Origin of the sequence: Bradyrhizobium semiaridum (genome assembly GCF_020329505.1) — a bacterium.
Classification (GTDB): domain Bacteria; phylum Pseudomonadota; class Alphaproteobacteria; order Rhizobiales; family Xanthobacteraceae; genus Bradyrhizobium; species Bradyrhizobium semiaridum.
Genome location: NZ_JAGKJJ010000047.1, coordinates 14,932 through 38,585 on the forward strand (window position 1 = coordinate 14,932; position 23,654 = coordinate 38,585).

Below are 23,654 nucleotides of genomic sequence, written 5' to 3' on the forward strand. Positions count from 1 at the left end.
CCCGATCAGCGCACGTGGGGAGAGAGGCGGCTGAGGGCTCGCTTGAACGGCTTGGCGCGATGATAGACGAACGACACCATCGATCCGGCCAGCGAGCGGGACGAGGTGAAGTTCTGCAATCCGGTCTGCTCGACACGGAACTGCGACTTGTAGCCGGTATTGCCAAGGCCCATGTCGAGGCGATGCATCCCGTGATCGAACCGCAACTTGATCACGCGATAGATCAGCTGCATGCCGATCGAGAATTTGCCGAACCGTTGGATGTCGGAGCCGATCAGAACGGCATGAAACTCGTCGTCGCAAGCCGGCCCGAATAGGACGGCGACCGGCTCGCCGTTGAGGTAGCTGACATAGGTGATCGCGTCGCCGGAGGCGAGGCCCGCGACTGCAAAGTCGCAATAGAACTTTTCGTAGACCGGGTTGTCGAGAAAATCGCCGCTGAACCGGCCGTCCCGCGCCGACTTGAGAAACCGGAAGGCGTCGCGAACTTCGGCCTCGGTCTGCGCCGGCCGGTGTTCGTACGGGCCGAACTCGCGTTCGATCTGCCTCGCCAGCCGCCGCAGTTCCTTTGAATATTTCTTGCTGACCCTCTCGCGCTGCCACACTTCGAAATCGGGACCGGTTTCACTGTGGTAGGCGGCGTTCTCGTTGGGGCTCGCCACCGTTTTCCTGAACAGCCGGCTTGCGTCGAAACCATCATCGCGGACCTTGCGGAACACCAGCACGTCGGCGACATCCAGCAGTCCGTCGATCCTCTCGATGACGGATGGATCCGCGACAAGCATCTCGAGCGTCGCCGGGTCCCCGACGACGGCGTTGTAGTCGCAGACACCGAAATCTGCGGGCAGCAGCATCGATATGCCGGCCGGCCGCTGCAGCACCAGTGGAATGACGGCGAGGAGTTGCCGATCGGGATTGCGGATCGTCAGCGTGTACTGCTTCGCCGACAGATGCGGCAGCAGCTTGCGATGAACTGCATCGAGCCACGCCGGCGCCTGAAAGACCGTCGCGCGCTCGAGGTTGTGAAAGGCCCGGTACTCGGCCGACAGAAAGTCAAAGTCGGGCTCGATGCCGATATGCACCTCGATCGGATACAGGCTTCGGTTGGGCGCCAACATATCAATCGTCTTTCGGGTCCAGCCGGCCACGGCTCATGTCAGGGCAAGCAGCCCGTTTGCACTTTCGGGAGCGATCCGGAAATCGCGGCTCTTGACCACGTCGCCTTCGATCTGCCGGCCCATCTTCTTCCAGATCGCCGCCGCCGCAGCCTTTGGATAGACGTGCAATCCGTGATCCTGCGTCGACGTGTTGTGCAGGCCGAGCGTCCGGCGCAGCACGCCATTGCCGTAATGCACGGCATAGGAGTTCCAGGTCGACCGCGTCCAGTGCTCCATGGTGACGGAGATGTTCAGGCAGTCGTGGTTCTCGACCTTGTGCGGTGCATAGAGCGGCCAGGTCAGCATCTCGCCCGGGTGCAGGTCGAACACGGTCGCGAACTCGTCGAACCAGCTCCGGTAGGGCACGTCCTCATTGGTCTCACGCAACAGGATCTTCTCGATGCTCTGCGGCGGCATGAAGACGTCCGAGCGCGGATAGATGAACACCCGCTTGACGCCGGAAATCTGCCAGAGCGACTGCCCCTGAATGTCGGCGTGGTAAGGCACCTTGGCATTCGGCGAGGATACCAGCACGCCGATGTTGCGCTTGAACGTCTTGAAGCCGCTCATCCGCGCTTCGAATTCCGCGAAGATCTCGTTGAGCAGATCGTTGTATTCGGGCGCCCAGTCCATGATCCGGCGAATGTTCATCCAGATCCGGCCCTTCTCGATCGCTTCAATCGCCTCAAGCCCGGAGCTACCGCCCAGCTCGCCATAGATGCGCCTCGGCGTGTCGCCGTCGAAGCTGACCGACTCGAGCCCGAGATGGGATTTCGGGCAGCGCTCGATCAACTTGCCGACCGCTTGTCTGGTGAACAGCTCGCTCTCGGCCAAACGATGCCGAAGCTTGATCGCGTGCAAGCCGAACAGACGCTCATGCTGCGCCTGCCAATCGACGATGATATCGCGGTTCATACTGATCGAATTCATTCTTGATGCTCCAGCCGGGCCACTTGCGGAACCTCCGGCAATTCAATATGGGGCCGAGATGAAGGTACGCGCTGTTGCGATCGCGTTAAATGCGACAAACTGCGATAAACATTGTCGAGGTTAATGTCGCTCAGAAGTTAACCGTGCAAATCGCAGGACGCTTTCGTCCCGTGTTGATCCACATCGTTCAAGTTTGATGCAATGGGTTAACCGTCGCTCATCACTTCCGCGGCGCCAAAGGGTATCGCTGCGCTCCACCCATCCTGCGAAACGACGAAGCGCGGAACGACGAGCTAGAACGGCAGCGCGACGCCAGTCTTGATTTCCTTCAGGATCACGTTGGTGCGCACGTAGCGGATGCCGGGGATGCGAAACATGAACTCGTCGAGGAATTTGTTGTAGGCCTCCATGTCGCGCACGACGACGCGGAGGTGATAGTCGGCATCGCCGGTGGTCGCGAAACATTCCAGCACCTCGCGGCGCTTCGTCACGCGGGCGACGAACTCGTCGACGAATTTGGCGTCGTGGCGCTCCAGCGAAACGTGCAGGATCGCCGAGGTCGCAAAGCCCGCCCGCTCGCGCTTCACCAGCGCGGAATAGCCTGCGATGATGCCGGACTCCTCCAGCGCACGGACGCGGCGCCAGCAGGCTGACGTCGACATGCCGACGGTTTCCGCAAGCTGCTGGTTGGTGGCGCGGCCGTCCTTCTGCAGTTCGGCGAGAATCCGCTCATCGTGCTCCTCGACCACGAGAAACCTCCAAATTGGTAGAAATTACCGAACAATGCCTATCATAGCAAAATTCTACCGAAATGGCATTCCCGAGCGGGCGGATAGGTAAGACCTACCAAGCGCTCCGGCGTAGCGTTGGCTCCTGAGATCAGATCGATTCCAAGGGGTCAGTCATGGGCCAGATGCCAGCACTCGACGCCTACCAGCTCTCCGACCGCTACACCCGCGACCGCGGCCGCGTCTTCATCACCGGCACGCAGGCGATCGTCCGCATCGCGCTCGACCAAGCGAGGCGCGACCGTGCGGCCGGGCTCAATACCGCGGGCTTCATCTCCGGCTATCGCGGCTCACCGCTCGGCGGTGTCGACCTCGAACTGTGGAAGATCAAGGATCAGTTGAAGCAGAGCCGGATCGAGTTCCTGCCGGCCGTCAACGAAGACCTTGCCGCCACGGCGGTGCTCGGCTCGCAGCAGGTGGAGACGCAGAGGGATCGCAAGGTCGATGGCGTATTCGGCCTGTGGTACGGCAAGGGGCCTGGCGTCGATCGCTCCGGCGACGCGCTCAAGCACGGCAATGCCTACGGCTCCTCGCCGCATGGCGGTGTGCTCGTCGTCGCCGGTGACGATCATGGCTGCGTGTCGTCCTCGATGCCGCACCAGTCCGACGTCGCCTTCATGAGCTGGTTCATGCCGACGCTGCACCCGGCCGATGTCGGCGAATATCTCGCCTTCGGAGAATATGGTTACGCGCTGAGCCGCTTCTCCGGCATGTGGGTCGGCTTCAAGGCGATCTCGGAGATCGTGGAATCGGGCGCCTCGGTCGAGCTGCCGCCGCGGCGGCGCTTCCTCCAGCCGGACTTCACGCCGCCGCCCGGCGGGCTGCATTATCGCTGGCCCGATCTGCCGGGGCCGCAGATCGAGGAGCGGCTGGAGGCGAAGAAGCATGCGGTCTACGCCTTTGCAAAAGCCAATCCGATCGACCGTCGCATCTACGGCATCAAGGATGCGCGCTACGGCATCGTCACGACGGGCAAGGCGCATCTCGATCTGATGGAGGCGCTGCGGCTGGTCGGGCTCGATGAGGCCGCCTGCCGCCGCTTCGGCATCGACATCTACAAGGTCGGCATGGTGTGGCCGCTGGCGCTGCACGACGCCATGGAGTTCGTGCAGCGCAAGCGCGAGATTCTGGTTGTCGAGGAGAAGCGCGGCATCATCGAAAGCCAGTTCAAGGAATATTTCTACGACTATCCCGGCGCCAAGCCGGAGCGGATGGTCGGCAAGCATGACGAGACCGGGGCCCGTCTGATCTCGTGGATCGGCGAATTGTCGCCGCGCATGCTGGCCGGCGTGCTGGCGCGGCGGCTCGATCCGATGTTTCCGGAACTGCAGCTCGGCCGCCGCGTCGCCGAGCTCGCGCCCGAGCACGACCGCATGATCGCGGTGCCGGGCGCGACGCGCACGCCGTATTTCTGCTCCGGCTGCCCGCACAACACCTCGACGAAGGTGCCGGAGGGCTCAAAGGCGTTGGCCGGCATCGGCTGTCACTTCATGGCGAGCTGGATGGACCGCGAGACCTCGTCGCTGATCCAGATGGGCGGCGAAGGCGTCAACTGGGCCGCATCGTCAAAATTCACCGGCAACAGCCATGTGTTCCAGAACCTCGGCGAAGGCACCTATTATCACTCCGGCTCGATGGCGATCCGGCAAGCGATCGCGGCAAAGGCCAATATCACCTACAAGATCCTGTTCAACGACGCGGTCGCGATGACCGGCGGCCAGCCGGTCGACGGCCCGGTCAGCGTGCAGGCGATCGCGCACAGCGTCCGAGCCGAGGGCGTATCGCGGATCGCACTGGTGTCCGATGATCCGGCGCAATTCTCGCCGGCCGATTTGCCCAATGGCGTCACCATCCATCCGCGCGAGGAGATGGATGCCGTGCAGCGCGAGCTGCGCGAAATCGAGGGCGTCACGGTGCTGATCTATCAGCAGACCTGCGCCACCGAGAAGCGGCGGCGGCGCAAGCGCGGGCAGCTCGCCGATCCCGCGCGCTTCGCCTACATCAACGATCTCGTCTGCGAGGGCTGCGGCGACTGCTCGGTGGAATCGAACTGCCTCAGCGTCGAGCCGAAGGAGACGCCGTTCGGCCGCAAGCGCAAGATCAACCTCTCGACCTGCAACAAGGATTTCTCCTGCCTCAACGGCTTCTGCCCGAGCTTTGTTACCATCGAAGGCGGCAAGCGGCGCACAAAGACTGCCAGCGCGATCGATCCGCTGACGCGTGCCGCCACCCTACCCACGCCGGAACTTGCGGCGCTGGATCGTCCTTACGATCTGCTCGTCACTGGCGTCGGCGGCACCGGCGTGATCACGGTCGGCGCGCTGATCGCGATGGCCGCGCATCTCGAGGGCCGCGGCGTCTCGGTGCTCGACTTTACTGGCTTTGCGCAGAAGTTCGGCCCGGTGCTGAGCTTCCTGCGGCTCGCGGCGACGCCTGCGGAGCTGCACCAGGTGCGGATCGACCAGGGCGCGGCCGACGCGCTGATCGGCTGCGATCTCGTGGTGAGCTCGTCGGCAAAAGCCTCCGGTACCTATCGCAAGGGCATGCGCGCTGCGATCAACCTGGCGGAGATGCCGACCGGCGACGTGGTTCGCTTCCGTGACGCCGATCTTGCGTCGCCGGTGCGCTTGCGCGCGATCGAGCGGGTGATCGGACCCGGCAATCTCACGACGATCGACGCCAACGCACTGGCCGAGCGGCTCACCGGCGACAGCGTCTACGCCAACATCATGATGCTCGGCTTCGCCTGGCAGCAGGGGCTGGTGCCGGTGTCGCTGGACGCACTGACGCGCGCGATCGAGCTGAACGGCGTCACCGTCGAACGCAACAAGCATGCCTTGGCCTGGGGCCGGATCGCATTCGCCGAACCGGCGTTTCTGCCGGAGGCCGGGGATGCCGACAGCAAGGAGCCCGAGACGCTCGACCGGATCATCGCGCGGCGCGCGGATTTCCTCACGGGCTATCAGGACGCGGCCTACGCGGCGCGCTATCGCACCAGGGTCGACCGCGTGCGTCGCGCCGAGGCGGCGCTGGGCGGCCACGGCGAAGAAGGTGCGCCCCCTCTCCCGCTTGTGGAGGAGGGTTGGGGTGGGGATCTCTCCACGAATCGGATCGCGGAGGGAGCCCCCACCCGTATCGCATCTGTCGATGCGATACGGCCTCCCCCGCAAGCGGGAGAGGGGGACGAAGCCCGCGGCAAGACCGATCTCCCTCTCACCGAGGCCGTCGCCCGCTCGCTGTTCAAGCTGATGGCTTACAAGGACGAGTATGAAGTGGCGCGGCTGCATATGCAGAGCGGGTTCCTCGACACGCTCAAACGCGAATTCGACGGCGACTTCACAGTGCAGTACCACCTCGCCCCACCCTTCCTCCCCGCAAAACACGATGCGCGCGGGCGGCCGCGCAAGCGGGCGTTCGGCCAGTGGATCCAGACCCCGCTAAAACTGCTGGCGCGGCTGAAGGGGCTGCGCGGCACACCGTTCGATGTGTTCGGCTACACGGCTGAGCGGCGTGCCGAGCGCGAATTGATCGTCTGGTACGAGGCGCTGATCGACACGATCATCACAAGGCTCGATGCAGCGCCGCTGCCCGACCTCGTCGCGCTGGCAAAGGCGCCGATGGAGATCCGCGGCTATGGCCCGGTGAAGGACGCGGCGATCGAAAAGACCAAGGCCGAGGTCGCGCGGCTGACCGAGCGACTCACCCCCACACCGAGCGATGCAGGCGACGGCTCAGGCCGCCGCGCCGCGCTTGGCCGGTGACACCAGGCCAACCACGATGGTCGCAAGCACTGCGACCACAATGTTGAGCAAGAGCGCGCCGAAGCCGACATAGAAGGTGTAGCTGGCATCGCCGAGTGAGATCGAGGCGAGCGGCTTCAGCCCGTTGCTCCAGGAGGCCGCCGAGCAGCTGCAGGTCGAGTGCATATTGCGTCGGCAGGAACAGGATGAAGGCCAGCGCACCGACCTTCACCACCAGCGAGGTGATCTTTGCCACGGACGCCTCGCCGGCATGCGAGATGTCCGGGTTGACATAGGACTTCCAGACGTTGCGGGTGAACAGATTGGCGGCGCCGATGCTCATCACCGCCGCCGGCACCAGCGCGCCGATTGCAATCGCCGAGAACGCAAAGCCCGCGAACCATTCCGGAAACAGCGCCTTGAACAGCATCGGCACCACGTCGTTCGGCGAAGTCACCTTGATGCCCGCGGCATAGGCCATGTAGCCGAGCAGAGCGATCAGGCCGAGCAGCAGCGTATAGGCAGGCAGCAGGATCGCGTTCTTGCGGATGGTGTCTGCCGATTTCGAGGCGAAGATTCCGGTCAGCGTGTGCGGATACATGAACGCCGCGAGCGCAGATCCGAGCGCCAGCGTCGCATAGGGCAGATATTGCGCGGGCTTCAGCGTCAGCCCGGTGGCGCCGCCCTTGGCGGTGAAGGCATCATTGGCCGCGGCGAACACCGCGCCGTAGCCGCCGAGTTTTGCCGGCACCACGACCACGGCCGTCAAGACCACGATGTAGATCATGATGTCCTTGACGAAGGCGATCAGCGCCGGCGCGCGCAGGCCGGAGCTGTAGGTATAGAGCGCGAGGATCACGAAGGCGGCGATGATCGGCAATTCGCCCGACAGCCCCATCGCCTTGATCACGACCTCCATGCCGATCAGCTGCAGCGCGATATAGGGCATGGTCGCGACGAGACCGGTCAGCGCCACCACGAGCTCAAGCGCGCGCGAGCCGTAGGCGGCATGAACGACGTCGGCGGCGGTGACGTGGCCGGCGGCATGCGCCTTCTTCCACAGCACCGGCATCACGGCGAACACGAAGGGATAGACGATGATGGTGTAGGGCAGCGCGAAGAAGCCGTAGGCGCCGACCGCATAGACCAGCGCCGGCACCGCGATCACGGTGTAGGCGGTGTAGAAGTCACCGCCGACCAGAAACCAGGTGATCCAGGTGCCGAACTGGCGGCCGCCGAGGCCCCATTCGTCGAGATGCTCGCTGACCGGTCCGCTTTTCCAACGCGCAGCGAAGAAGCCCATCACCGTGACGAGGGCGAAGAAAAAGATGAATACGCAAAGTGCGACCCAGGCGATATGATCGGTCATGGCATCCCCCTCACCGCGTCTCGTCGCTATCCGGCGTACGGCTGCGATAGACCAGCCAGATCAGCAGCGAGGAGATCGGAACCCAGGCGAGCTGGTACCAGTAGAAGAACGGAAAGCCGAACAGCGAGGGCTCAGCGAAATTGTAGAACGGCACCCACAGCAAGCCGATGAACGGCAGCAGCAACAACATCCACATCAGCTAAACTCTTAACCCATAAGGTTGCCCGTGCGCGGCGGGTCTCGCCGGCATCGCCCCGCGATCAACGATCCAGGAACCTGTTCGTTGCGTCTAGAATCACAGGTACGGCAATGCGACGCAAAAAGATGTGATCGCCGCCTCGCGCATGCCCTCTATTCGGCCTTGATGCCGGCGTCCCGGATCACCTTGCGCCAGCGCGCCTCCTCCCCGGCGAAATAGCGGTCGAGCTCGGCCGGCGGCGCGGCGACCATCACGAGGCCCTCATTGACGCTGAGTTTCCTGAAGGCGTCGGACTGCACCACCCTGCCTGCGGATTTGTTCAGGCGCTCGATCAGATCCGGCGGCGTGTTCGCCGGCGCGAACAGGCCATACCAGGATTCCGCGACATAGCCCGGCACGCCGGCTTCCGCCACCGTCGGCAATTGCGGGAACGCCGCCGAGCGTTCGGCCGAGGTCACCGCGATGGCGCGAAGCTGGCCGGCGGCAACCAGCGACGCGCAGCTCGCCACCGTCGTGAACATCACCTGGATTTGGCCGCCGAGCAGATCGGTGATCGCCGGCACCGCGCCCTTGTAGGGCACGGTGGTGAGATTGACACCGGCCAGATGCTTGAACAGCTCGCCGGCCAGATGCGCCGAGGTGCCGGTGCCGTAGGTGCCATACGACAGCTTCTCCGGATCGGCCTTCGCGGCGGCGATCAGGTCGGCAATCGATTTCACCGACGAGGCTGGATTGACCACGACGACGTTGAACGAGCGCGCGATCAGCGCCACCGGCACAAAATCCTTGTGCGGATCGTAGGGCAGCTTGCTGTAGAGGCTGGGATTGACCGCGTTGGCGAACGTGCCCATCAGCAGCGTATAGCCGTCGGCCGGGCTGGCCGCGACACTCTGGGTGCCGATGATGGTACCGGCACCCGGCTTGTTCTCGATGATGATGGTGGCGCCGAGATCCTTCTGCATCTCCTGCGCCAGCGTGCGCGCCACCACGTCGGTGCCGCCGCCCGGCGCGAACGGCACCACGATCTTGACCACGTGGTCGGGATAGCCTGCCGAGGCCGGCGCCAGCAGCAGCGCGCTTGCTGCGATCGCGAACAGGAGAGTCAGGATACGATGCATGGCAGTCCCCCGCAGCAGACGGTGTCTTCTTCATACACGCGTGCGCTATGCGTCGGGTGCCGGGTGGTTATGACGCGCGAAGGAAGCGCTCGACTGGCAGACCCGTCATCCTGAGGTGCGAGCTCTTGCGAGCCTCGAAGGATCGACGGACCGGCTCCGACCGCATGGCTGCATCGGGGCCGATTCATCCTTCGAGGCTCGCCGAAGAGGCTCGCACCTCAGGATGACGGTGTTGGATTTGCGCTGGCTCCATCCACATCATCGCGATCCAACGGGTCGCAATGACGGCTTCCCTCACGAATACGGATTGATCAGCTTCTGCTGCTCGGTGGCGTGGTGCACCAGGAGGTCGATGAAGGTGCGCACCTTGGCCGACAGATGATGGCGGTGCGGATAGATCGCGTTCATCGTGAACTCGACCGGGCGGTACTCCGGCAGCAGGCGGACCAATTGGCCCGACTCCAGCTCGTCGCGCACCAGAAAGCCCGCGGCGAGGAAGACGCCGACGCCGGCCAGCGCGGCGAGCGTCAGCGTGTCGCCGCTGTTGGCGATCAGATTGCCGGAGACCCGTACCGACGCCGGCGTGCCCTTGCGGTCGACGAAATGCCAGTCGTCGCCGTAAGGATAGTTGACGTGGCGGATGCAGTTGCGAGTCATGAGATCGGCGAGCTGCTCGGGCTTGCCGTGCTGTTCGATATAGCCGTGCGAGCAGCACAGCACGTGACGCCAGGTCGCGATGCTGCGCACGATAAGGCTGGAATCCGGCGGCGGCACCATACGCACCGCGAGATCGAAATTTTCGTCGAGCAGATCGACATTGCGCTCGCCGATCGCAAGATCGACCTTGACCTCGGGATAAGTCGCCAAGAACTCGACCACCGCAGGCGACAGGAACTGGACGAGGTGCGTGTTGGTGTAGATCCGCAGCGTGCCGCGCGGCACCGATTGCAGCGCGCCGGCGATGTCGTCGGCCTGCTCGATGTCGGCGAGGATCTGGATGCAGCGGTCGTAATAGGCCTGCCCGACCTCGGTGAGGCTGACCTTGCGCGTGGTGCGGTTGAGCAGCCGCACGCCGAGCCGGTCCTCCAGCGCCTGGACATGGTTGCTCACCATCGTCGTCGACATGTTGAGCTTGCGTCCGGCGGCGGAAAAGCCGCCGGCATCGACGACCCGGACGAAGGCAGTCAGGCTGGTCAGGCGGTCCATGTGACAAGGGCCGATTGTTCGCGCTGGCTTGATAATGCTTTCAGATTTATCGGGATTATCACAGCGCCGAGAACATTGCATCTAAGGGCTGCGGCTGGGCCTTCCGGGCGAGGCTGCACCTTTCGACGCCGAGGACGCCATGTCGACCGCCACCTATGTCACTGACAAACCAACAAAAATCACTCTTCGCCCGTCCCGGGCGGCGATCAGGCGGGCAGCCTTGGCGCTGACCGCGGCACTCGGCATCGCCGCCGCCGGCTATTATGGCTATGACTACGTCACCACCGGCCGCTATCTCGAATCCACCGACGACGCCTATGTGAAGGCGGACAGCACGATCATCGCACCGAAGGTGTCCGGCTACATCGCGCGGGTGCTGGTCGCCGACAACCAGCCGGTCAGGGCCGGCCAGCTGCTGGCCGAGATCGATGACCGCGACTACCGCACGGCGCTGAACCAGGCCAGGGCCGATGTCGAAGCCGCGGGAGCGTCGGTGCACAACCTCGATGCGCAACTCGCCTTGCAGCAGCCGTTGATCGACCAGGGCAAGGCCGACGTCTCTGCTGCCGAGGCCAATCTGAAATTCGCCCAGGAGGAGCAGGCCCGCTACGACGGGCTGATGAAAACCGGCTCCGGCACCATTCAACGCGCACAGCAGACCGACGCGGCGCTGCGCGCCACCACTGCGCAGTTGCAGGGCGCGAAGTCGGCGCTGTCAGCAGCGGAGCGCAAGGTCGACGTGCTCTCCACGCAGCGCGCCCAGGCAGTCGCGCAACTGGATCGCGCGCATGCGGCCGAGCAGCAGGCCGAACTCAATCTCTCCTACACAAGAATCACCGCGCCGGTGGACGGCACGGTCGGCGCCCGCACCTTGCGCGTCGGCCAGTACGTGCAGGCTGGCACCCAGCTGATGGCCGTGGTGCCGCTGGACGCGGTCTATGTCGTCGCCAATTTCAAGGAAACCCAGCTCACCCATGTGCGCAACGGCCAGCCGGTCGAGCTCACCGTCGACAGCTTCCACGGCACCAAGCTGAGGGCGCATGTCGACAGCCTGTCGCCGGCCAGCGGCCTCGAATTCGCACTGCTGCCGCCCGACAATGCCACCGGCAACTTCACCAAGATCGTGCAGCGCGTCCCGGTGAAGATCGTGCTCGACGATCACAGCCTCACCGGGTTGCTGCGGCCGGGCATGTCGGCAGTGCCGACCATCGATACCAAGGCGACGGTGATCGCGGAGCGCGAAGCGAAGCGGCGCATGGCGTCGGCGGGAAAGGCGAACGGCGGGTAGTGACAGCAGCGGACGAGGCGCGATCGATCAATGGATCGGTCGCGCTTTTCTTCGCGCCTCACGCTCCGGCGGTTGGGCTCCCTCTCCCCTTGCGGGAGAGGGAGCACGACGTGCGTGCTTACCTCACGGACAGTGCGATACGCATCGCGGGTGCCGCGCACGCGGCGACAGATTATCAATCGCGGCCGGATGATCCTTTCGTTCTTTCCTCGATTATCGAATGCGGTCCCCTAATGCATTCTCTCGCGCATCGATGCAGAGACGACTCCGATGACCGCGCTCACCCCTCCGGCCAACACCCCCCTCACCTCGCCCGCTCCGGCCGCACCCGCGGTGCCGGCAAAAGTCTGGGTCGCGGTGATCGGTGCCAACCTCGGCGCGTTCATGGCGGTGCTCAACATCCAGATCGTCAACGCCTCGCTCGCCGATATCCAGGGCGCGATCGGTGCCGGCATCGATGATGGCGGCTGGATCTCGACGTCCTATCTGATCGCCGAGATCATCGTGATTCCGCTGAGCGGCTGGCTCGCCCAGGTGTTCTCGATCCGCCGCTATCTTCTCACCAACGCCATCCTGTTCCTGGTGTTTTCCGCGGCCTGCGCGCTGGCGCAGAACCTGCCGCAGATGATCGTGCTGCGCGCCATCCAGGGCTTTAGCGGCGGCGTGCTGATCCCGATGGCGTTCACGCTGATTATCACGCTGCTGCCGAAGCCGAAGCAGCCGATCGGGCTGGCGCTGTTCGCGCTGTCGGCGACGTTCGCGCCGGCGATCGGTCCGACCATCGGCGGCTATCTCACCGAGAACTGGGGCTGGGAGTACATCTTCTATGTCAACCTGGTGCCCGGCGCGATCATGATCGGCATGCTATATGCCTCGCTCGAATCGAGCTCGATGAAGCTGTCGCTGCTGCACCAAGGCGACTGGCTCGGCATCGCCACGATGGCGATCGGGCTCGCGGCGCTGCAGACCGTGCTGGAAGAAGGCAACAAGGACGACTGGTTCGGCTCGCCCTTCATCGTCAAACTGTCGGTGATCGCCGCCGTCGCGCTCGGCGCGTTCCTGGTGGTCGAGTTCACCGTGAACAAGCCCTTGCTCAATCTGCGGCTGCTCGCCCGGCGCAATTTCGGCTTCGGCATGCTGGCGAACTTCCTGCTCGGCATCGCGCTGTACGGCTCGGTGTTCATCCTGCCGCAGTATCTGTCGCGCATCCAGGGCTACAACGCCGAGCAGATCGGCCTGGTGCTGGCCTGGACCGGCCTGCCGCAGCTGCTGCTGATCCCTCTGGTGCCAAGGCTGATGCAGCGCTTCGACGCCCGCATCCTGATCGGCATCGGCTTCGCGCTGTTCGCCGCCTCCAACTTCATGAACATCTACATGACCAACGACTACGCCACCGACCAGCTGTTCTGGCCCAACATCGTTCGCGCCGTCGGCCAGGCCCTGGTGATGGCGCCGCTGTCAGCGGTCGCAACCGCAGGCGTCGAGCTCGAGAATGCAGGCTCGGCCTCCGCGCTGTTCAACATGATGCGCAATCTCGGCGGCGCGGTCGGCATCGCGCTGTTGCAGACGCTGCTGACCAAGCGCGAGCAGTTTCATTCCAACGTGCTGACCCAGCAGGTCTCGCTGTTCGACGAGGCGACCCGGGCGCGGATCGCACAGCTGACCCAGTATTTCGTGAACCACGGCATCGCCGACCAGCTCGACGCCACCAAGCGTGCCTTGGTTGCGATCGGCAAGATCGTGCAGAAGCAGTCCTATATCCTCGCCTTCAGCGACACCTTCTATCTGCTCGGCGTTGCTCTGATCGTGGCGCTGATCGCGGGACTATTCCTGAAGAAGCCCGGCCGGTTCGCCGGCGGCGGCGCGCACTGATCCTGAACCGGCAAACCAAAGGAGAACGACCATGAAGCCACGGATGAACTTCTATCAAGCCGCACCCGAGACCATCAAGGCGCTGGTCGCGGTCGAAAGCCAGATCAGCGCCAGCGGTCTCGAGCAATCGCTGATCGAGCTGGTAAAGACCCGGGCGTCGCAGATCAACGGCTGCGCCTACTGCATCAACATGCACACCGACGACGCCCGCAAGCATGGCGAGAGCGAGCAGCGGCTCTATCTGCTCAACGCTTGGCGCGAGTCGCCACTCTACTCCGAGCGCGAGCGGGCCGCACTGGCCTGGACCGAGGCGTTGACGCTGGTTGCGGAGACCCACGCGCCAGATGCCGACTACGAGGCGGTGCAGGCGGAATTCTCGGACACCGAGCTCGCCAACCTCACCATGCTGATCGGCACCATCAACGCCTGGAACCGGATCGCGATCGGCTTTCGCGCCGTGCATCCGGTGAAGGTGAAGGTCGCGGCATGAGCGTGAGGCGCAACCTTTCCCCGTCATCCTGAGAGCTTGTGAATGTATGATTTACGAGCGGCGCCAAACTGGACATGTCCCGCTGTTCAACCCTCATCCTGAGGTGCGAGCGGAGCGAGCCTCGGAGGATGAACCGCCCCGCTGGTGGCCGTCGCCCCTTCGAGGGCCGCTGAAGAAGCGGCCACCTCAGGGTGACGGTGATAGGGCGTTGTATGATCTCACACCGCCGTCGCCTTGGCGAACTCTACATAGATCTCACGCAGGCGGTCGGTCATCGGGCCGACCTTGCCGTTGCCGACCTTCCTGCCGTCGACCGCAACCACGCCCTGCACGAACACCGAGGCGCTGGTGATGAAGGCTTCCTTGGCGGCAACCGCCTCATCGACCGTGAAGGCACGCTCCTCGATGCGAAGTTGGCGCTCCTCGGCGAGCTTGACCACGGCCTTGCGGGTGCAGCCGGGCAGGATCTCGTTGCCGTTCTGCCGTGTCACGATGACGTTGTCCTGGGTAACGATGAAGGCGGACGACGAGCCGCCCTCGGTGACCTTGCCGTCCTGGAGCATCCAAGCCTCGCCGGCGCCCGCTTCGGCCGCGGCCTGCTTGGCGAGCACCTGCGCCAGCAGCGCGACGCTCTTGATGTCGCGGCGTTCCCAGCGGATGTCGGGCACCGTGATGACGTTGATGCCGGTCTTGGCCGAGGCTGCGTTGATGATGTCCTTTTCCGAAGTGAACATGACGAGAGTCGACTTGACGTCGGCCTTCGGGAAGGCGAAGTCGCGGCCGGTGTCGGCCCCGCGGGTCACTTCGAGATAGACCATGCCGTTGGCGAGGTTGTTGCGTGTGACGAGCTCCTTCTGGATCTCCTCGATGCGCGCCAGCGTCTCCGGCAGCCTCAGCTTGATCTCCCCGACCGAACGCTCCAGCCGGGCCAGATGCGAGGCGTTGTCGATCAGCTTGCCGTCGAGCACCGCGGCGACCTCATAGATGCCATCGGCGAACAGGAAGCCGCGGTCGAACACCGAGACCTTGGCCTCCGAATGCGGCACGAACGAGCCGTTGACGTAAGCGATCTTTTCCAAGGGGGGTCTCTCCTGCGGGCGAAGGGCTGGTTTCAGCCCTTCGTATACGCAAATTGTTAACGGGGATAAACCCTCCGCACGCGGTCATTCCGGGCCTGCGCCCCTAAGGGGGCAGGCCCGGAATTCATTTCACCACGGACTGTGCGGCCCGATGGATTTCCGGGCTCGGGCAACGCGCCCAGGAATGACGATGCGGAGCGACCGACACCGCGACGCCGGCGCGCGTCCCCTATGGGATGCCCGGATAGCCTTCAGTTGGCGGCGGCCTGCCGCATGGCGCGGCCGATCGCATTCCAGAAGTTGGCGAACAGCGTCAGGTGCCGGGTAAAGCCGTCCTCGATCGCACGCAGCGATTCCGCATTCACGTAGAACTCGCGTGCGCCGTTCAGCGACTCGATCTTGTGCTCCTTCTCGGTCGCGCCGATATGAGCGTAGAAATATTCGCAGGACTCGTGGAATTCGTCCTCGTCCTTCCAGAGCGGCTTGTACAGCGTGGCCCCGTCATAGAGGCGGCGAAGCATCGTATAGGCCTGCCATTCCAGCGCGAGCTGAGCGCCGGAGCCGGTGGCGTTGTCGCTGGAATAGAGGTCCCTCTCGCCATCGATCAGCGCGCGGGTCTCCGGCAACACCGGCACCGACTTCTCCATGTTCTTCCAGACCAGGGTTTCACGGTCACCCATCTTCTCGCCGAGCGCAGCCAGCCAGTCGCAGAAGAGGACGGAATGCACCTTCTCCACATTGCCGTATCCCATCTCTGAGAAAAGGGTTTTGGCATATTCCGTACGAGCCGCGATGTTCTGGGTGTGGCTGATCATCACGGAGAGGATTTCGGGGAAGGATCGGTTGAATTCACCGTAGTTGCGGGCGAAGATCGCGATCTGCCGCGGCGTCAGGCGCGTCGAGGTCCAGAGATCGTAGAAGTCGTTATCGAGCGCGGCGCTGGTGTAGACTGTCTTTGCAAGAGCCTCGATCGGGTCGCTGACCGAGCTTGCGTTGGTCTCTCGGCGGGGGGCTTCGGCGGAAACGGCAGAGTTTGCTGCTAGAGACATTTCTTCACTCCCTTTCCAGTGCGATCGTTGGCTAGATGCGAGGAACAGTGTCCGGCTGGCGACTTAAGGTGTAGTACTTCTCAATTTCTTTTGCATATTGGATCATGTCAGCCTGGCCGCTCTTCTCGCAGAGTGAAGAGAGCCACCTGTAAACATCCTTGCCGTGAGAACGGTAATGGAAGTGAAACTTCGAGAGGATTGCAACGACGTCGCGAAAGTTCTCCTTTGAAAGGACCATACCGAGGCCGTCTATGGCTTCCGCGATCTTGCGCGGCATTTCCGGACGAGGATCAGATGGGCGCAGCTCGGCCGGCTGAACCTGATCCGTGACGACCTCGGAAAGACGCGTACCCGGCTGGAAATCCAGCATGAGATGTAGGCGATCGGTCTCCCCGAAACATCCCGCGCTATGGATCCTGGTCGCATCCAGGAACCAGATCTCGCCCATTCTCATCTGATAGATCTTGTCGTCTTCCGTGTTCCAGCAGCGGTCGTTGGTTTCGATCGGAACGTGAATGCGAACGTATTCGTCATTCAGTTCGAGATAGTCCTGGTGCGGGATCAGGCAGGAGTTCGGCCCCATCCGCATGATCCGGACATACCTGATGCCGTCGGATCTGAAGCACCGTTCGATCAGTTCATTGATGTAGGGCACGTGCTTCGATGGCGGCGTTGGCAGCGCTTTTGCGTCATGCGTGCGAATCTTCTGCTCGGTGCTGCTGCCGGTCGCATTTCGCAGCACGCAGATGTCCCATCGCCCGCAAGCAAAATCCGCGTATACCTGCGAAAATTCAACGGTGTCGAGAGCTCGGATATCGGCTGCCAGGCGATCTTTATCCAGATCGATCTTACCAAGAAGTTGGGCGCTCATGATGCACGCTCCATTCAATCGGTCGATCATTCAGGCAGGGTAGATCGTTTCGATTGGCCATACATTCGTATGGCTTTGGATCACAGCATAGGCGCACGACTCGCGTTACGCAAGGGTTTACACAAAACGCATCCTGTAATTGTACGGTTCCAAGAACCGGTGCAAGCGACGGATCGGCGAACACGCCGCCCAGTTCCGCGACGTGCGGCAGGTTCCGCTGCTTCGAGGGACCACATGGTGTTCCGCATTCACCGCTGATGCAGCGCATCGTCTTAGCTGCGCTCGCGATGACACTCAGTGCTGCAAGATCTTCGACAGGAATTTCTGCGCGCGATCGCTGCGGGGCTGGCCGAAGAACTCGGCCTTCTTGGCGTCCTCGACGATCTCGCCGCGGTCCATGAAGATGACGCGGTCGGCAACCTTGTTGGCAAAGCCCATCTCGTGCGTCACCACCATCATGGTCATGCCCTCGCGGGCGAGATCGACCATGACGTCGAGCACCTCGCTGATCATCTCGGGATCGAGTGCCGAGGTCGGCTCGTCGAACAGCATCGCGATCGGATCCATCGCCAGTGCTCGCGCGATCGCGACGCGCTGCTGCTGGCCGCCGGACAATTCCGCCGGGAATTTTTTCGCGTGATCCTTCAGCCCGACCCGCTCCAGGAGCTTCAGGCCCCTGGCCAGCGCATCCTCATGCTTGCGGCCGAGCACCTTCTCCTGCGCGAGGCAGAGATTGTCGACGATGCGCAAGTGAGGAAACAGTTCGAAATGCTGGAACACCATGCCGACCCGCGAGCGCAGCTTCGGCAGGTCGGTCTTGGGATCGTTGACCTTGACGCCGTCGAGGATGATCTCGCCGCCCTGGATCGGCTCCAGCGCGTTGACGCATTTGATCAGGGTCGACTTGCCCGAGCCTGACGGGCCGCAGACCACGACCACCTCGCCCTTGGCGACGCTCGTGGTGCAATCCTTCAGCGCCTGGAAGCTCGGCCCGTACCATTTATTGACGTTTTTGATCTCGATCATGATGGCTCAACGGTTGCAGCGAAAACGGTCGAACACCTCTCCCATTGGGAGAGGTCGGCGCGTAGCGCCGGGTGAGGGAATGCGGCCTATCGATGGAGCAGAACCCCTCACCCGGATCGCTGACGCGATCCGACCTCTGCCGGCGGGAGAGGTGAAGGCGTCCGTGCCTCGAACTGAGAGTCGCATGACGACTACCGCACGATGGCGATGCGCGCCTGCAGGCGGCGGACGCCGTAGGACGCAACACAGGAAATGACGAAGTAGACCAGCGCGGCAAACAGATACATTTCGACCAGGCGGCCGTCGCGCTGCGCCACCTTGCTGGCGGCGCCGAGGAAGTCCGGGATCGAGAGCACGTAGACCAGCGAGGTGTCCTGGAACAGCACGATGGTCTGCGTCAACAGGACCGGCAGCATGTTGCGGAACGCCTGCGGCAGCACGACGTAGCGCATGGTCTGGCTGTAGGTCAGGCCGAGCGCGCTGGCCGCGGCCGGCTGGCCGCGCGAGATCGACTGGATGCCGGCGCGCATGATCTCGGAGAAATACGCCGCCTCGAACATGATGAAGGTGATCAGCGAGGACGCGAAGGCGCCGACCGTGATCGGGCGCGACGCGCCGGTCAGCCACTGTCCGATATAGGGCACCAGGAAGTAGAACCAGAAGATCACCAGCACCAGCGGCAGCGAACGCATGAAGTCGACATAGATGCCGGCGACGCGGCCGAGCAGTCTGTAGCCGGACAGCCGCATCAGAGCGATCAGCGTGCCGAACACGAGGCCGCCGAACGCCGCCAGCACCGTCAAGGTCAGCGTGAAGCGCATGCCCTCGAGGAACAGATAGGGCAACGCGCGGCGGATGACGTCGAAATCGAAACTGCCGAGCATCGTCATTTCCCCGAGATGTAGCCGGGGATCGCGACATAGCGCTCGAGGAAGCGCATCGCGGTCACCACGACGAAATTGAGGAGCAGATAGAGCACGGTCGCCGCCGTGAACGCCTCGAACACCTGGAAGGAGAATTCCTGCATCGAGCGCGCCTGTCCGGTCAGTTCGATCAGGCCGATGGTGATGGCGACCGACGTGTTCTTGATGGTGTTGAGGAACTCGGAGGTCAGCGGCGGCAGGATGATGCGGAACGCCATCGGCAGCAGCACGTAGCGATACATCTGCACGGTGGTGAGCCCGAGCGCGGTCGCGGCCTGCTTCTGGCCGCGCGGCAGCGAGCTGATGCCGGCCTGCAATTGCACGGCGACGCGCGCCGACATGAACAGGCCGACGCCGATCGCCGCAGTCCAGAATGGCGCGTTCGGCAATTGCTTGAGCCACAGCCCGGCGGCTTTCGGCAGCAATTCCGGCAGCACGAAGAACCACAGGAACAGCTGCACCAGAAGCGGCATGTTGCGGAAGAACTCGACGTAGCCGAAGCCGATCCACGAGGCCGTCTTCGAGGGCAGCGTGCGCAGCACGCCAATCACGGCGCCGAACGCCAGCGCGATGATCCAGGCGAGGATCGCCGTCTTGATGGTGACTGCGAGGCCCGCCAGCAACAGGTCGAGGTAGGTGCCCGTCCCCATCGGGTTCGGCTCAAGGAAGATGTGCCAGTTCCAATTGTAGTTCACAGGTCCCCCGCGCAGCCGCGCCGCCAAAGCGCGATGAGATTGGCCTGAATCATCACCACACCCGAGCTCTTTGTTCGCACATGATCTATCCGGAAAAACCGCTTCGCAATTTTCCGGATCGTGCTTTAACGCGTGACGCCGACGTCACGCGCGGCGTCCATGCAAATGTCCGGCCATTCTCCTCCAAAAATGGCCGGACATGTCAACTTTCGGAACCCGCCGCCTCAGGCGGCGGATCATAGGCAATGACGTTGCAGAGCAGTGATCTGCCCTCTCGCCGTCAGTTGACCAGATAGGCATCCGGATCGGGCGAGTCCGACGGCTTGGTGAACTGCTTCTTCAGCTCCGGTCCGAGCGGTACGTTGAGGTTGAGGCCCTTCGGCGGGATCTTCTGGTTGAACCACTTGTCGTAGATCTTCTCGGCCTCGCCGCTGGTGTAGAGCGCGGCAGTGGCGGCGTCCACGACCTTCTTGAACGGCGCATCGTCCTTGCGCAGCATGATGCCGTAGGGTTCGGGCTTGGAGAATGCGTCCTTCGAAATGACGTAGTCATCCGGCGACTTCGAGCTGGCGACGAGGCTCGCGAGCAGGATGTCATCCATCACGAAGGCGACCGCGCGGTCGGTCTCGACCATCAGGAAGCCCTCGGCATGGTCCTTGGCCGGAATGATGTTGACGCTCAGCCCGCGCGCGAGGTTGGCCTCGGTGAGCTGCTTGATGTTGGTGGTGCCGGCGGTCGAGACCACCGTCTTGCCCTTCAGATCGTCGATCGACTTGATCCCGCTCGACTTCTTGAAGACGTAGCGGCTGGCGGTCAGGAAGTGGCTGTTGGTGAAGGCGACCTGCTTCTGACGCTCGGCATTGTTGGTGGTCGAGCCGCATTCGAGATCGATGGTGCCGTTGGCCATCAGCGGGATGCGCGTCGCCGACGTCACCGGGTTGTACTTGATCTCGATCTTGTCGAGCTTCAGCTCCTTCTTGATGGCATCGACGATCCTGTAGCAGATGTCCATGGCATAGCCGACCGGCTTCTGGTTGTCGTCGAGATAGGAGAATGGAATCGAGGAATCGCGATAGCTGAGCGTGATCGCGCCGGTGTCCTTGATGTTCTTCAGCGTGCCGGTCAGTTCCTCGGCCTGCGCCGGGCCTGCGCCGAGCGCGGCGGCCAGCGCGAAGCCGATCAAGTATTTGCGTGTCATATGTCTACTCCTTGCGTGGGAACGGTCGATTGCATGAGAATGTCTGCGAGCGATCGCGGCGGCTTCGCCTCGCTCGCAACGACGTTGATCTCCTTCATGATGAGGGAGATCGATCTACTTGTACGAATCCGGGTCAGGCGAATCCGACGGCTTGGCGAATTCGTTCTTCAGAACCGACGAGAGCGGCACGTTGAGGATGAGGCCCTTCGGTGGAATCTTCTGGGTGAACCACTTGTCGTAGATCTTCGCCGCCTCGCCGCTGGTGTAGAGCGCCGCCGTGGCGGCATCGACCACCTTCTTGAACGGCGCATCGTCCCTGCGCAGCATGATGGCGTAAGGCTCCGGCTTGGAGAACGCGTCGGTGGAGATCACGTAATCGCCCGGCGCCTTCGAGCCTGCCGCAAGGCTCGCGAGCAGGATGTCGTCCATCACGAAGGCCACCGCGCGGTCGGTCTCGACCATCAGGAAGGCCTCGGCGTGATCCTTGGCCGGAATGATGTTGGCGCCGAGGTTGCGCGCGACGTTGGCCTCGGTGAGCTGCTTGATCGGGGTGGTGCCAGCGGTCGAAACCACCGTCTTGCCCTTCAGATCGTCGATCGACTTGAGCCCGCTCGACTTCTTGGAAACGTAGCGGGTGTCGGTCAGGAAGTGGGTGTTGGTGAAGGCGACCTGCTTCTGGCGTTCGGCATTGTTCGTGGTCGAGCCGCATTCGAGGTCGATGGTGCCGTTGGCCATCAGCGGGATGCGCGTCGCCGCGGTCACCGGGTTCAGCTTGACCTCGAGCTTGTCGAGCTTGAGCTCCTTCTTCACCGCCTCGACGATCTTGTAGCAGATGTCCATGGCGTAGCCGACCGGCTTCTGGTTGTCGTCGAGATAGGAGAACGGAATCGAGGAATCGCGGAAGCCGAGCGTAATCGCGCCGGTGTCCTTGATGTTCTTCAAGGTGCCGGTCAGTTCCTGGGCCTGCGCCGGACCCGCGCCGAGCGCGGCGGCCAGCGCGAGGCCGATCAGGTATTTGCGGGTCATACGTCTACTCCTTGCGTGGAATCGGTCGATTGCATGAGAATGTCGGCAAGCACGGGGGCGATGTAACGGCGAAACTGGTCGGGATTCTCGGTCATCGGGAAATGACCGAGCTTCTCCATGATCGTGACGCTGGCGCCCCCTATTGCCGCTGCCGTCCGCCTCGTGTCCTCGGGCGTGCAGGAGAAATCATACTCGCCCGTGAGCAGATAGAGCTTGCATACTTTAGTATCGATCGACCCGACCCGGCCGCGCAAGTCGCCATCGACCCGGTAGAAATACAGGTCTCCCTTGAACACGCCGGGGCCGCCCTGCTTGTAGGCCCACAGCGTTTCCATCCGCGCGCTCGTGGGACTCTGCGGCGCAATAAGCCCCGACACCAGCGCGGCGCAGACCTCGCCGCCGTGAACATCGGGACGATTCAGCCAGCTCGTGTCGTACCACGGCGCCTGGAAATCGGCGGCCTCGAGCCCGATCAGCGCACGGAATTCGCCGGCGTGTTCGATCGCGAGGTTGAGCACGATGCGGCCGCCGATCGAGCAGCCCATCACGACAGGCTTCTCCAGGCGGAGCGCACGGCAGAAGGCGCGGATGGTCTCGGTGTATCTGATGGTGGTGAGCTGGTATTCATCGCCGGTCCAGCTCATCGGCGGATTCGACTTGCCATGCCAGGGCATATCGAAGGCAATGATGCGGAAATTTGCGGCAAATTCTTCATCTGCGAGCAGATGGCGCCACTGCCGGCCATCGGAGCCCGCGGTGTGCAGGCAGACCAGCGGAATGCCGGTGCCGTGCTCCTCGAAATAGATGCGGTGCCCTTCGCCGCCGATCTCGACGTGAATATAGCGGCCGACCATCGGCTCGATACGACCGTTCTCGATGTGCCCGTTCATGACGCGGCCGTCGCGAATTGCGGCCGCGGCAGCGCCAGCAGGTCCTTGAAATACTGCAGATGGGTCATGAAGGGATAGATGTCGCCTTCCAGCACCGCCGCGCCTCGCTTGGTCAGCGCCAGCAGATCGTGCCAGCCGGGCTTCGCCTCGACCTGCCAGTACGCCGCCCAGGCCTGCGGGGTCGCGCGATAGGCGAAACGCCAGGGGCGCATCAGGACCGGCGCCGGCACGAGCTCGACGATGCGGCCGGCCCGGATCGTGGCATGAAACGGCCGGTCCGTCGGACCGATCAGGCAATCGCAATCGAGCAACCGGCCACGGGCGACCAGCGCCGGCGCCTGATCCAGCAGCGCGGCAATGCCGGCAAATGCCCTGTTGACGGCGGCGTCGGTGGCGTCAGGCGATGGCGTCATCGGTCGGGCGGCGGTCCTGCGGTGAGAGGTGCCATGATGACTGGAAGCGCGCACTCTCGCAAGGGACCCATGCCATTGGGTTCCCTGGATAATTCGCTTGACCCGAGGCGGCCTGCCGGTCAGGGCGGGAGAGCCCCGCATGGCGCCCAAAGCTGCGCAGTGTCGCGCCACGCGCCGCGCTAATTCCGCGCCTCGGCACATCTCAGCAGACGAATTGTCGCAGCTGGCGCCGCAACGGCAATTCGCTCTTCCGTTGCCCGCCCTGTTCTGTCCAATGCGCTTTGATGTCCCTGCGATGACAGGGACAATCGACACCAACACCAAAGA

At 63.3% G+C, this 23,654-nt stretch carries 20 protein-coding genes and 1 pseudogene; 4 read left to right on the top strand and 17 right to left on the bottom strand.

What is annotated here, in order from left to right; genetic code table 11:
- Nucleotides 1-5: 5 nt before the first annotated feature.
- The 3 genes from J6500_RS30315 to J6500_RS30325 all read right to left on the bottom strand — a co-directional run bounded on the left by J6500_RS30315 (nucleotide 6) and on the right by J6500_RS30325 (nucleotide 2,836).
- Nucleotides 6-1,118, bottom strand: coding sequence for a GNAT family N-acetyltransferase (locus J6500_RS30315; protein ID WP_225716371.1), 1,113 nt, complete (start codon nucleotides 1,116-1,118; stop codon nucleotides 6-8).
- Nucleotides 1,119-1,151: 33 nt separating this feature from the next.
- Complete coding sequence (locus J6500_RS30320; RefSeq protein ID WP_225716372.1) at nucleotides 1,152-2,087, bottom strand: cupin-like domain-containing protein; 936 nt, start codon at nucleotides 2,085-2,087, stop codon at nucleotides 1,152-1,154.
- Between the two features lie 293 nt (nucleotides 2,088-2,380).
- Nucleotides 2,381-2,836 (bottom strand): Lrp/AsnC family transcriptional regulator, encoded by a 456-nt coding sequence (locus tag J6500_RS30325; RefSeq protein ID WP_225716373.1) that lies wholly within the window; start codon nucleotides 2,834-2,836, stop codon nucleotides 2,381-2,383.
- Nucleotides 2,837-2,991: 155 nt separating this feature from the next.
- Here J6500_RS30325 and J6500_RS30330 point away from each other — a divergent pair, with 155 nt between their 5' ends.
- Entirely contained in the window at nucleotides 2,992-6,636 is a 3,645-nt protein-coding gene (locus J6500_RS30330; protein WP_225716374.1) for an indolepyruvate ferredoxin oxidoreductase family protein, read from the top strand.
- Here J6500_RS30330 and mctP read toward each other — a convergent pair.
- The 4 genes and pseudogenes from mctP to J6500_RS30350 form a co-directional block, all read right to left on the bottom strand.
- A pseudogene (mctP, locus tag J6500_RS30335) lies at nucleotides 6,607-7,984 on the bottom strand (monocarboxylate uptake permease MctP). The gene J6500_RS30330 and the pseudogene mctP sit on opposite strands and share 30 nt — an antisense overlap.
- Nucleotides 7,985-7,994: 10 nt before the next feature.
- Nucleotides 7,995-8,180 carry a DUF3311 domain-containing protein gene (locus J6500_RS30340; RefSeq protein ID WP_225716375.1) on the bottom strand — a complete coding sequence of 62 codons (186 nt, stop codon included), beginning with the start codon at nucleotides 8,178-8,180 and terminating at the stop codon, nucleotides 7,995-7,997.
- Nucleotides 8,181-8,335: 155 nt separating this feature from the next.
- Entirely contained in the window at nucleotides 8,336-9,301 is a 966-nt protein-coding gene (locus J6500_RS30345) for a tripartite tricarboxylate transporter substrate binding protein (protein WP_225716376.1), read from the bottom strand.
- Nucleotides 9,302-9,595: 294 nt separating this feature from the next.
- Nucleotides 9,596-10,507, bottom strand: coding sequence for a LysR family transcriptional regulator (locus J6500_RS30350; RefSeq protein WP_225716377.1), 912 nt, complete (start codon nucleotides 10,505-10,507; stop codon nucleotides 9,596-9,598).
- Nucleotides 10,508-10,646: 139 nt separating this feature from the next.
- Here J6500_RS30350 and J6500_RS30355 point away from each other — a divergent pair, with 139 nt between their 5' ends.
- From J6500_RS30355 to J6500_RS30365, 3 genes are all read left to right on the top strand, one after another.
- Nucleotides 10,647-11,795 carry an HlyD family secretion protein gene (locus J6500_RS30355; RefSeq protein WP_225716378.1) on the top strand — a complete coding sequence of 383 codons (1,149 nt, stop codon included), beginning with the start codon at nucleotides 10,647-10,649 and terminating at the stop codon, nucleotides 11,793-11,795.
- 270 nt (nucleotides 11,796-12,065) lie between these two features.
- Entirely contained in the window at nucleotides 12,066-13,667 is a 1,602-nt protein-coding gene (locus tag J6500_RS30360) for an MDR family MFS transporter (RefSeq protein ID WP_225716379.1), read from the top strand.
- A gap of 31 nt (nucleotides 13,668-13,698) precedes the next feature.
- On the top strand, nucleotides 13,699-14,157 hold the full coding sequence (locus J6500_RS30365; protein WP_225716380.1) for a carboxymuconolactone decarboxylase family protein: 459 nt from the start codon (nucleotides 13,699-13,701) through the stop codon (nucleotides 14,155-14,157).
- Between the two features lie 218 nt (nucleotides 14,158-14,375).
- Here J6500_RS30365 and J6500_RS30370 read toward each other — a convergent pair whose 3' ends face one another.
- The 10 genes from J6500_RS30370 to J6500_RS30415 all read right to left on the bottom strand — a co-directional run bounded on the left by J6500_RS30370 (nucleotide 14,376) and on the right by J6500_RS30415 (nucleotide 23,327).
- A complete protein-coding gene (locus J6500_RS30370; protein ID WP_225716381.1) occupies nucleotides 14,376-15,236 on the bottom strand; it encodes a D-amino-acid transaminase in 861 nt (286 codons plus the stop codon).
- A 251-nt stretch (nucleotides 15,237-15,487) separates the two neighbouring features.
- The gene (locus tag J6500_RS30375; RefSeq protein ID WP_225716382.1) at nucleotides 15,488-16,285 is read right to left on the bottom strand and encodes an iron-containing redox enzyme family protein; all 798 of its coding nucleotides are present in this window, start codon (nucleotides 16,283-16,285) and stop codon (nucleotides 15,488-15,490) included.
- A 31-nt stretch (nucleotides 16,286-16,316) separates the two neighbouring features.
- A complete protein-coding gene (locus J6500_RS30380; RefSeq protein ID WP_225716383.1) occupies nucleotides 16,317-17,156 on the bottom strand; it encodes an aspartyl/asparaginyl beta-hydroxylase domain-containing protein in 840 nt (279 codons plus the stop codon).
- Nucleotides 17,157-17,450: 294 nt separating this feature from the next.
- Complete coding sequence (locus J6500_RS30385) at nucleotides 17,451-18,182, bottom strand: amino acid ABC transporter ATP-binding protein (RefSeq protein ID WP_225716384.1); 732 nt, start codon at nucleotides 18,180-18,182, stop codon at nucleotides 17,451-17,453.
- A gap of 191 nt (nucleotides 18,183-18,373) precedes the next feature.
- Nucleotides 18,374-19,066, bottom strand: a complete 693-nt coding sequence (locus tag J6500_RS30390) for an amino acid ABC transporter permease (protein ID WP_225716385.1) — start codon at nucleotides 19,064-19,066, stop codon at nucleotides 18,374-18,376.
- Nucleotides 19,067-19,068: 2 nt separating this feature from the next.
- A complete protein-coding gene (locus J6500_RS30395) occupies nucleotides 19,069-19,800 on the bottom strand; it encodes an amino acid ABC transporter permease (protein WP_225716386.1) in 732 nt (243 codons plus the stop codon).
- Nucleotides 19,801-20,080: 280 nt separating this feature from the next.
- On the bottom strand, nucleotides 20,081-20,998 hold the full coding sequence (locus J6500_RS30400; RefSeq protein WP_225716387.1) for an amino acid ABC transporter substrate-binding protein: 918 nt from the start codon (nucleotides 20,996-20,998) through the stop codon (nucleotides 20,081-20,083).
- Between the two features lie 114 nt (nucleotides 20,999-21,112).
- Nucleotides 21,113-22,024, bottom strand: coding sequence for an amino acid ABC transporter substrate-binding protein (locus tag J6500_RS30405; RefSeq protein WP_225716388.1), 912 nt, complete (start codon nucleotides 22,022-22,024; stop codon nucleotides 21,113-21,115).
- Complete coding sequence (locus J6500_RS30410) at nucleotides 22,021-22,914, bottom strand: alpha/beta fold hydrolase (RefSeq protein WP_225716389.1); 894 nt, start codon at nucleotides 22,912-22,914, stop codon at nucleotides 22,021-22,023. The genes J6500_RS30405 and J6500_RS30410 overlap by 4 nt, the downstream gene beginning before the upstream one ends.
- Nucleotides 22,911-23,327: a hypothetical protein gene (locus J6500_RS30415; protein ID WP_225716390.1), complete on the bottom strand. Its 417-nt coding sequence runs from the start codon at nucleotides 23,325-23,327 to the stop codon at nucleotides 22,911-22,913. Before J6500_RS30415 ends, J6500_RS30410 begins: the two co-directional genes overlap by 4 nt.
- Between the last annotated feature and the right edge of the window lie 327 nt (nucleotides 23,328-23,654).